The organism is Longimicrobium sp., assembly GCF_036280135.1.
Taxonomy (GTDB): Bacteria; Gemmatimonadota; Gemmatimonadetes; order Longimicrobiales; family Longimicrobiaceae; genus Longimicrobium.
Genome location: NZ_DASURI010000819.1, coordinates 1 through 6321, shown reverse-complemented (window position 1 = coordinate 6321; position 6321 = coordinate 1). Strand labels below are relative to the sequence as shown.

The following is a 6321-nucleotide window of genomic DNA, read 5'->3' as shown; positions in this document are numbered from 1 at the left end:
ACGTCACCGCGGTGCGAGTCCGTGGACTTCGCGATACCCGCCATCTCGAACAGGCTCGGGTTGCTCGGCGGATCGAGCGCGTAGCCGGTGACCTTGGAGCCGAGGTGTTCCAGCCACAGGCACAGCCAGCTCCCCTTGAAGCCCGTGTGCCCCGTCACCAGCACCCGCCGGTCCCGCCAGAAGGCCGCGTCCGTCACCACACCTTCCAGGGCGCGCGGTCCGCGTTCCACAGCTCGTCCAGGTGCAGCTTGTCGCGCAGGGTGTCCATGGGGTGCCAGAAGCCGCGGTGCAGCCACGCCGACAGGTTGCCCTCGGCGGCCAGCCGCTCCAGGGGCCCGCGCTCCCAGATGGTGTCGTCGGCGTCGATGTAGTCGATCACCCGCGGGTTGAGCACGAAGTAGCCGCCGTTGATCCACCCGCCATCGCCCTGGGGCTTTTCCTGGAAGCTCGTGATGAGCCCCTCGCGCATGTTCACGGCGCCGAACCGGCCGGGCGGCTGCACCGTGGTCATGGTGGCCAGCCGGCCGTGGGCGCGGTGAAACTCCACGGCGGCGCCGATGTCCACGTCGCCCAGCCCGTCGCCGTAGGTAAAGCAGAAGTCCTCCGCCGGGTCCAGGTACCCCCGCACCCGCGCCAGCCGCCCGCCCGTGGCCGTGCTGTCGCCCGTGTCCACGAGCGTCACCCGCCAGGGCTCGGCGTTGTTCTGGTGCACCTCCATGCGGTTGTCGCGCATGTCGAACGTGACGTCGCACATGTGGAGGTAGTAGTTGGCGAAGTACTCCTTGATGAGGTACCCCTTGTACCCCAGGCAGATGACGAAGTCGTTGAGCCCGTGGGCCGAGTACGTCTTCATGATGTGCCACAGGATGGGCCGCCCGCCGATCTCCACCATGGGCTTGGGCTTGACCTGCGTTTCCTCGGCGATGCGCGTGCCCAGGCCCCCGGCAAGGATGACGACTTTCATGCGATAGCAAGAGCGACGGCTGCGGAAGCGTGCCTTCCGCCAACGAAAAGGCCCCGGCTGCCCGGAGCCCGTTTCACCCGGCACGCCCGTGGGCCCTGGCGCCGGCAGACGCGCAATGTAACCCGGTGATGACGCGGGGCGCAACACGCGGAACGGCCCGTCGCGCGCTCCCCGCCGCCGGCCCCGCGCGGTCTTTCGGGGGCATGACTTCACGGCCATCCGGCACGTCACATCCGCCGTCCACTGTCGGCAGAATGCCCTGGACGGTCGAACGGACGCGATCGGATGGATGACGATGCGCATCCGCCGCGTATCCGGACACGCGCTTCCAACCGCGGTTTCCCGGCAGACCCAAACGGCATTCTCACACGGGGCCTTCGGCCAACGGAGTCAACGGTAACGGATGAACGAAAACCGTTGACTCCGTTCGCCGCAGGCGCCGTGTGAGATGCTGTTCGTCACAGACCTGTCCCGCACCTCCGTGCCGGCGGCGCGTCTCCAAGGCGATCCGGGACGCATGGGGCCAAACGAATCGCGCCCCCCGCCGGAGCCGGCGGGGGGCGCGAGGTTCGTCCGTGGGGACGCGGTGCGTCAGGCCACGGCCAGCCGCAGGGCGGGAACGCTCTTTGGCGCGCGCCGCGACAGCCCCACCACGTGCTGCTGGGGCTCGCGCATCACGCCGCGCGTGTCCACCACCAGCCTGGCCTTCTCGGCCACCCGCGCGTAGTCCACGCTGCTGTGGTCCGTGACGACGACCACGGCGTCGCTGGCCTCCAGCACCGCGTCGGACAGCTCCTGGCTGTGCAGGGGCAGGTTCTGGATGGGCGTGTGCCCGTCGTCGGCGATGAGGGGGCAGAACGGGTCGTGGAAGGACACCTCGGCGCCCTTTTCCTGCAGCAGCCGGATGACGTCCATGGCCGGGCTCTCGCGCAGGTCGTCGATGTCCTTCTTGTACGCCACGCCCAGCACCAGCACGCGGCTGCCGCGCACGGGCTTGCCGTGGTCGTTCAGGCAGTCGGCCACCTTTTGCACGACGAACGACGGCATCTCGCTGTTGATCTCGCTGGCCAGCTCGATCATGCGCGTCTTGAACGCCAGCGTGCGCATCTTCCACGAGAGGTAGTGCGGGTCCAGCGGGATGCAGTGCCCGCCCAGCCCCGGACCGGGGGTGAACTTCATGAAGCCGAACGGCTTGGTGGCCGCCGCCTCGATCACCTCCCACACGTCCACGCCCAGCTTGTCGCACGCCTGGGCCAGCTCGTTGGCCAGGGCGATGTTGATCATGCGGAACGTGTTCTCGTACACCTTGGTGAGCTCGGCCGCCTCGGCGCTGGTGACGGGCACCATGGTCTCGAACACGCGCGAGTACAGGGCCAGCCCCAGCTCCGTGCACGCCGGGGTGACGCCGCCCAGCACCTTGGGCGTGTTGCGCGTCTGCCACGTGGGGTTGCCCGGGTCCACCCGCTCGGGGCTGAACGAGAGAAAGAAGTCCTCGCCCACCACCAGCCCCGACTTTTCCAGCACGGGGAGCACCACCTCGCGGGTGGTGCCGGGGTAGGTGGTGCTCTCCAGGATCACCAGCTGGCCCGGCCGCAGCCCCTCGAGCACGGCGTCGGACGCGGCGGCCACGTACGACAGGTCGGGATCCTTGGTCTTGTTGAGCGGCGTGGGGACGCAGATGGAGATGGCGTCGCACTCGTTGAGGCGCTTGAGGTCCGTCGTGGCGCTCAGCAGCCCCTCGCCCGTGAACGCCGACAGCACCTCGCTGCTCACGTCCTGGATGTGGCTTTCCCCGCGGTTGATCCCCTCCACCGTCCGCTCCGAGATGTCGAAGCCCAGCACGGTGTAGCCGCTGCGCGCCAGCTCCACGGCCAGCGGCAGCCCCACGTAGCCCAGCCCGATCACGCCCACCACCGCCTCACGCGCCTCGATGCGGGCCTGGAGCCGCTCGCGCACAGTCACTTGCTCACTCATGGATCTCCCGGTTGTCAAAGCGCGCCTCCCGGCACCACCATGGGCCGGGGGCGCGGCAGGAGGGGCGCTGAATCTACCCAAATCGTACGGCGGGTGCAACCTGTGCACCCGCCGCGTGTTGCACCTTTCGACTCGACGGCGTCAGCCGCCGCCGCGCACCAGCCGGGGCCGCGCCAGCCCGCGCAGGAACACGCCGATGCGCTCCGCCTGGCGCTCCCACCCCTTTTCCCGCAGCACCCACTCGCGGGCGGCGGCCCCGCGGGCCTGCCGCTCCCCGTCGGGGCGCCCGGCCGCGCGGCGGATGGCCTGCGCCAGCCCGTCGGGCGTCTCGTCCCGCGCCAGCTCCAGGTACGGGTGGTACTCCTCGGGAATGCCCGGGATGGCCGTGCTCACGGTGGCCGTGCCGCTGGCCAGGTACTCCATGAGCTTGCTGGGAAAGGTGTAGCGGTTCACCCGCTCGCCCGAGGGGCGCGGGTTCACCAGCACCGTGGCCTGCCGCTGCCGGCGCCGCACCTCGGCCGCGGGCACGCGGTCCCAGGCGTGGTACTCGATGCGGGGGTCCCGCCGGGCCGCCGCCTCCACCGCCCCCTGCAGGGGCCCGCCGCCGTAGATCCACAGGCGCCACCCCGGCTCGCGCAGGCGGTCGAACGCCTCCAGCAGCAGGGGAATGCCGTTCATCTCGTTGAGCATCCCCGAGTACATGGCCACCCGCTCGCCGGGGGCCGGGCCGTCGTCCGCGGGCGCGTCGGCGGGGGCCGCGCGCTCCCCCGCGGGGACGGCGCCCTCCATGAGCATCCAGGGAACGCCGGGCGCGTGGTCCTCGGCGATGTGGCGGGTGAGCACCACCAGCCCGTCAAAGCGGCGCAGCATGGCCAGCTGCGCCTGGAAGTCCACCCGCTCCAGCACCCCCTTGACCCCCCGGAACGAGTAGATGAAGGGGAGGTCGGCCACGACGGCCACGGCGGGCACGCGCCACGCCCGGGCCGTGGCCAGCACGGGCAGGGCCAGGGGCGAGAACAGGTTGTACACCAGCAGGGCGCGGGGGCCCCGCGCCCGGTGCGCCGTGGCCCAGCGGGCCAGGTGGCCCATGAGCGACGCGGCCACGGTGGCCTCCTTGAGGCCGCGCACGTTCACGAACGGCACCAGCCGCGCCCCCGCGCCCGTGTCGTCCAGCGTGGCGCGCCCGCCGCCGTAGCCCACCACCCGGTCGCCGGGAAACGCGGCCAGGGGGCGCACGGTGAACGTCTCCACGCTCGCCCCGGCGCTGCGCGCCAAGTGGTCCACCAGGTTGACCTGGAACTTGTTTCCCGCGGGGGAAAAGGCGTGCGTGGTGCCCATGGCCGTGGGCACCACGCTGCCCACGAACGCCACGTCCAGGGGCCCGGGCGCGGCGGGGGCCCCGGCGGCGCGGGCCGGCGGCCGTCCGGCGTGAAGGGTCTGGTTCATCTCGCGTGAGGTGGGCGTGCGGGCGCCGGCGCTCAGGCCGGCGCGCCCGCTTCGCGCGCGGCGTGCTCGCGCGCGCCGCCGTGCTCCAGGAACCAGGCGTAGGTGTCGGCCAGGCCGCGGTCCAGGGGGATGGACGGGCTCCACCCCAGGTCGCGCAGCCGCGAGATGTCCAGCAGCTTGCGGGGGGTGCCGTCGGGCTTGCTGCGGTCGTAGACGATGCGCCCCTCGTAGCCCACCGTCTCGCGCACGAGCGCCGCCGCCTCGGCGATGCTCACGTCCTCGCCGCAGCCGATGTTGATGATCTGCGACACGTCCTCGTACTCCCGCATGACGAAGACGCAGGCGTCGGCCATGTCGTCCACGTGCAGGAACTCGCGGCGGGGCTGGCCGCTCCCCCACACCACCACCTCGGGCGCGCCCTGCAGCCGGGCCTCGTGGAACTTGCGCACGAGCGCGGGAAGCACGTGGCTCGTCTTGAGGTCGAAGTTGTCGCCCGGGCCGTACAGGTTGGTGGGCATCACGCTCACGAACCGGGTTCCGTACTGGCGGTTGTAGCTCTGGCACAGCTTGATGCCGGCGATCTTGGCGACGGCGTACGCGTCGTTGGTGGGCTCCAGCGCGCCCGAAAGGAGGTACTCCTCGCGGATGGGCTGGGGCGCGTGCTTGGGGTAGATGCACGAGCTGCCCAGGAACACCAGCTTTTCCACGCCGGTGCGCCAGGCGGCGTCCACCACGTTGAGCTGGATGACCAGGTTGCTGCGGATGAAGTCCGCCGGGTAGGTGTCGTTGGCCCAGATGCCGCCCACCCGGGCGGCGGCCAGGAACACGTACTCCGGGCGCTCGTCCTCGAAGAACTCGCGCACGGCGCGCGGGTCCTCCAGGTCCAGCTGCTCCCGGGTGCGGTAGACCAGGTTGTTGTATCCCAGCGCCTCCAGCCGGCGCACGAGCGCGCTTCCGACCAGCCCGCGGTGGCCCGCGACGTAGATCTTGCTCTCTCGATTCATTCCCGCTCAGCTCCCGTCCCCTGGGCCGAACCCCGCCCTCGCAGCGCGCTCCCGGCCGGTGGCCGGGCCCCGTGCGGCCCACCTGTTGACAGCGGTGGCGCCCATGGGTGCCACCGCGAACAATCTCGTTCCCTGCAAACTTTCACGCAACCTTGCGGCCAGCGCCGCCCGGCCGACAGCCAACCCGCTGCGTCCCAATCACTTCCGCGCGCGCCGGCAGGACGAGCGAGCCCCCCGCCGCGTCACACGGGCCGGGGCACGGACGCCCCGTCCGCCCCGCGGGCGCCCACGCGGCGCAGGATCTCCAGGTAGCGGGCGGCCAGCGCCTCGCGGGCGTAGTGCCGGCCCACGTACGCGCGTCCCGCGGCGCCCATGGCCGCGCGCTGCGCCGGCGGCGTGTCGCGCAGCCGCAGCACGGCGTCGGCGATCCCCCGCGGGTCGCCGGGGGGCGCCACCACGCCGCCCCCGCTCTCGTGCACGATGCGGGCGGCCTCGCCGGCCAGGCTGGCCGCCACGGGGCGCTCGCACGCCATCACCTCGAAGATCTTGGAGGGGATGGTCTCCTGCAGGATGGGGAACGGCGCCAGGGGCACCAGGCACACGTCGCAGGCGTTGTAGAACGCGCGCGTCTGCGTCTTGGGGATGGGCGGATGGATGCTCGTCCGCGCCAGCCCCAGCTCGCGCGCCCGGGCCTGCACCATCTCCGCCGTGGTCCCCTCCCCCGCCATCACCACGCGAATGCGCGGGTCCTCGCGCTCCAGCAGCGCGGCGGCCTCCAGCACGCTCCCCAGGTCCTGGCTCGCGCCAAAGTTGCCCAGGTAGCCCACGATGAGCTCGTCGCCGTTCCTGCGCAGGGCGTCGATGGGCGGCGCCTCGTCCGACGCGTAGTACTGCCCCAGGTCCACGCCGTTGGGCACCACGTCCACGCGCTCC

The 6321-nt window shown here is 71.7% G+C and carries 5 protein-coding genes and 1 pseudogene; all 6 read right to left on the bottom strand.

The annotated features are described in order from the left end of the window. Positions 1-197: pseudogene (locus VFZ20_RS26510) on the bottom strand (CDP-glucose 4,6-dehydratase); the annotation flags it as partial. Further along, positions 194-964 (bottom strand): glucose-1-phosphate cytidylyltransferase, encoded by a 771-nt coding sequence (gene rfbF, locus VFZ20_RS26505; RefSeq protein ID WP_329686980.1) that lies wholly within the window; start codon positions 962-964, stop codon positions 194-196. The pseudogene VFZ20_RS26510 and the gene rfbF, both read right to left, overlap by 4 nt. Before the next feature lie 591 nt (positions 965-1555). After that, positions 1556-2938, bottom strand: a complete 1383-nt coding sequence (locus VFZ20_RS26500; protein WP_329686979.1) for a nucleotide sugar dehydrogenase — start codon at positions 2936-2938, stop codon at positions 1556-1558. Positions 2939-3079: 141 nt separating this feature from the next. Next, the gene (locus VFZ20_RS26495) at positions 3080-4384 is read right to left on the bottom strand and encodes a glycosyltransferase (RefSeq protein ID WP_329686978.1); all 1305 of its coding nucleotides are present in this window, start codon (positions 4382-4384) and stop codon (positions 3080-3082) included. Positions 4385-4416: 32 nt separating this feature from the next. Beyond that, positions 4417-5388, bottom strand: a complete 972-nt coding sequence (fcl, locus tag VFZ20_RS26490; protein WP_329686977.1) for a GDP-L-fucose synthase — start codon at positions 5386-5388, stop codon at positions 4417-4419. 242 nt (positions 5389-5630) lie between these two features. Next, on the bottom strand, positions 5631-6321 hold a 691-nt coding region (locus VFZ20_RS26485), incomplete at its 5' end, for a glycosyltransferase family 4 protein (RefSeq protein ID WP_329686976.1).

Excerpts from the sequence above, each read along its gene's own strand:
- VFZ20_RS26500 (WP_329686979.1), bottom strand. The coding sequence starts at position 2,938 with ATGAGTGAGCAAGTGACTGTGCGCGAGCGGCTCCAGGCCCGCATCGAG.
- fcl (WP_329686977.1), bottom strand. The coding sequence starts at position 5,388 with ATGAATCGAGAGAGCAAGATCTACGTCGCGGGCCACCGCGGGCTGGTC.
- VFZ20_RS26495 (WP_329686978.1), bottom strand. The coding sequence starts at position 4,384 with ATGAACCAGACCCTTCACGCCGGACGGCCGCCGGCCCGCGCCGCCGGG.
- rfbF (WP_329686980.1), bottom strand. The coding sequence starts at position 964 with ATGAAAGTCGTCATCCTTGCCGGGGGCCTGGGCACGCGCATCGCCGAG.